The sequence below is a fragment of the Neisseria sp. P0021.S006 genome, from assembly GCF_051956895.1.
Genome location: NZ_JBQCWZ010000784.1, coordinates 1 through 664, shown reverse-complemented (window position 1 = coordinate 664; position 664 = coordinate 1). Strand labels below are relative to the sequence as shown.

Annotated in this window: 1 protein-coding gene; it reads left to right on the top strand. The window is 43.2% G+C overall.

Annotated features, from left to right (window positions below):
* Nucleotides 1-483, top strand: a 483-nt coding sequence (locus tag ACTHUM_RS17085; protein ID WP_440403565.1) for a TonB-dependent receptor domain-containing protein, incomplete at its 5' end; no start/stop codon positions are given.
* Between the last annotated feature and the right edge of the window lie 181 nt (nucleotides 484-664).

The window sequence follows — 664 nt, the reverse complement described above, 5'->3', positions numbered from 1 at the left end:
CCTGTGGGTAAGGTTAAGAGCAGCGGTGCAGAACTTGAATTGGCTGGCGAATTGTCGGAAAACTGGCGTATTTTTGTTGGCTACACATATAACAAAAGTAAGTATAAAAATGCTGCAGAAGTCAATGCGGAGCGGTTGGAGAAAAACACGACTGCCGACCCATATAACTTCAGTAACTTCACGCCGGTACATATGTTCCGCCTCGGTACAAGCTACCGCTTGCCTCAAACTAAGTTGACCTTGGGTGGTGGAATATCCGCGCAAAGTCGCACAAGTAGCCTTTACAATATTCGCCAAGGAGGCTACGGACTTATAGATGGCTTTGTTCAATATGACTTTCACAAACACGGCAGAATCAGCCTGATCGGAACGAACCTGGCTGACAGGACGTATTTTGAAAACAACTACAACCGTACGCGAGGTCAAAACAATTTCTATGGCGAACCGCGGACAGTCAAATTGAAATTGGATTGGCATTTCTAGAGCGAATGGATCATTATTTGGTATGTGAACATGATTGGCCAAATTCCTGATAAAAGTATGGATTGAACATCCTTCTTTTTTGAAAGCTGTTTTCTAACAATGGCTGAAGTTGATTCGATAGCCGGCGTATTTTCAAATATTCATTTGTTTCAAGTATTCAGCTTTGAAGGCCGGCTGAAAC